Origin of the sequence: Candidatus Blastococcus massiliensis AP3 (genome assembly GCF_000582785.1) — a bacterium.
GTDB lineage: Bacteria > Actinomycetota > Actinomycetes > Mycobacteriales > Geodermatophilaceae > Blastococcus > Blastococcus massiliensis.
On record NZ_HG931175.1, the window covers coordinates 742,125 to 744,040 of the forward strand.

The following is a 1,916-nucleotide window of genomic DNA, read 5'->3' on the forward strand; positions in this document are numbered from 1 at the left end:
GGGCCTGGCCGCCGACCGCACCCCCGGGGCGGCGCTGGCCCGGGTCGTGGGGGACGCCGCCGCCGTGCAGGACCTGACCGTGCGGGTGCGTCCGGTGCTCGTCGTGGCCGCCGCCGTGCCGGTGGCGACCGTCGGCGTCCTGGCGCTGGTCGACCTCGCGGCCGCCGCCACGGTGGCCGCGGTGCTCGCCGGAACCGTCGCCGCCGTCGTGGCGGTGCACCGCCGGCTCGACGCGGGTGCCGCCCGCCGCGAGCGGACGCTGCAGGTGGAGGCCCTCCGGGCCACCAGCGCCGCCCTCGACGGCGCCGCCGATCTGAGGGCGCACGGCTGGCGGCGCACACCGCCGCCGACCTCACCGCCGTCGCCGACCGGCAGGCCGCCTCCGGCCGCGCCGGCGAGCGTGCGGCGGCCCTCGCCACCGGGCTGGTCGTCCTCGGCACCGGCCTCGCCGCGGTCCTCGCCACGGCCGTCGCCGCCCGCGGCGGGGTCACCGGACCGGTGCTCGCGGTCCTCGCGCTGGCGCCGCTCGCGCTGGCCGATCCGCTGTCCGGCCTGGTGCCCGCGCTCCAGCGGCGCGGCGCGCTCGCCGACGCGCAGGCCCGGATCGACGCCGTCCTCGGCGCACCGCTGCCCGAGGATCCTGCCGATCCCCTTCCCGCGCCCGCCGGGGTGCGCGACCTGACCGTCGAGGGGCTCACCGCCGGCTGGCCCGGCGGGCCGGACGTGCTGCGCGACCTCGCCGCCGCGGCCCGCGGCGGCGACGGCTGGCTGGTGCTGCGCGGCCCCTCGGGCAGCGGCAAGTCCACCTTCCTCGCCGTGCTCATGGCCGCCCTGCGCCCGCGGTCGGGCCGGTACGCGCTGGACGGCGTCGACACCGCGCGGCTGACCGGCGACGACGTCCGGTGGCGGATCGCCTGGCTGCCGCAGGAGGCGCACGTGTTCGCCTCCTCGATCCGGGCCAACCTGGCCGTCGCGGCACCCCGCGGCGCCCTCGCCGGAGCGGACGGCGTGGCGCGGATGACCGCAGCGCTCGCGGCCGCCGGTCTCGGGCCGCTGCTCGCCTCCCTGCCCCGGGGTCTGGACACCCCCGTCGGCGCCGGCGGCACCGCCCTCTCCGGTGGCGAACGGCGCCGGCTGGCGGCGGCCCGCGCGCTGCTGGCCGACCGCGACGTCGTCCTCCTCGACGAACCGACCGCGCACCTGGACGCCCCGACGGCGCAGGCGCTGCTCGCCGACCTGCGCACCGCACTGGACGGCCGGGTGGTGGTCTGCGTGACCCACGACGACGCGGTCGAGCGCGACGGCGACACCGTGCTCGACCTCGCCGCCGGGCAGGTCCTGGTCGGGCGGTGAGGTGGCACCGGATCACTACGCTGTTCCCGTGACGGTGCGGACCGGACAGCTCCTGAGCCGTGCCACGCCTCGGTGCTCGCCGACGATCGGCGACCGGGTCCGCGAACGCGGCGCGTGAGCACCGCGGGAGCGCTGCGCGTGCTGGTCGCACCGGACTCCTTCAAGGGGTCGGCCGGTGCGGACCGCGTCGCGGCGGCCGTCCGCGACGGCTGGCTGACGGAGCGCCCGCAGGACCGGGTGGTCCTCGCGCCGGTGGCCGACGGCGGGGAGGGCACGCTCGACGCGTTCGCCGCCGCGGTCCCGGGCGCGCGGCGGGTGCCGGTGGAGGTCGAGGGCCCCGACGGCCGCCGCGTCCGGTCCGCCTGGCTGCTCCTGCCCGACGGGACCGGCGTGGTGGAGCTGGCAGCCACGAGCGGGCTGCCGCTCATGCGTGCCCCCGACCCGTTCTGGGCGCACACGCGGGGGTTCGGCCAGGCGATCGCCGCCGCACTGGACGCCGGCGTCCCCCGGCTGCTGCTCGGCATCGGCGGCAGCGCGAGCACCGACGGGGGCACCGGCCTGCT

At 80.0% G+C, this 1,916-nt stretch carries 3 protein-coding genes; 2 read left to right on the forward strand and 1 reads right to left on the reverse strand.

The features are described from left to right. A partial coding sequence (locus BN344_RS20895) for a hypothetical protein (protein WP_231486989.1) occupies positions 1 to 325 on the reverse strand: 325 nt, incomplete at its 3' end. A gap of 173 nt (positions 326 to 498) precedes the next feature. Between BN344_RS20895 and BN344_RS20900 the strand changes: the two genes are divergently transcribed. Together BN344_RS20900 and BN344_RS20905 are read left to right on the forward strand one after the other, a co-directional pair. Beyond that, on the forward strand, positions 499 to 1,353 hold the full coding sequence (locus BN344_RS20900; RefSeq protein WP_051516074.1) for an ATP-binding cassette domain-containing protein: 855 nt from the start codon (positions 499 to 501) through the stop codon (positions 1,351 to 1,353). A gap of 114 nt (positions 1,354 to 1,467) precedes the next feature. Beyond that, positions 1,468 to 1,916: glycerate kinase (locus tag BN344_RS20905; RefSeq protein ID WP_231486991.1), on the forward strand; the 449-nt coding region annotated here is incomplete at its 3' end.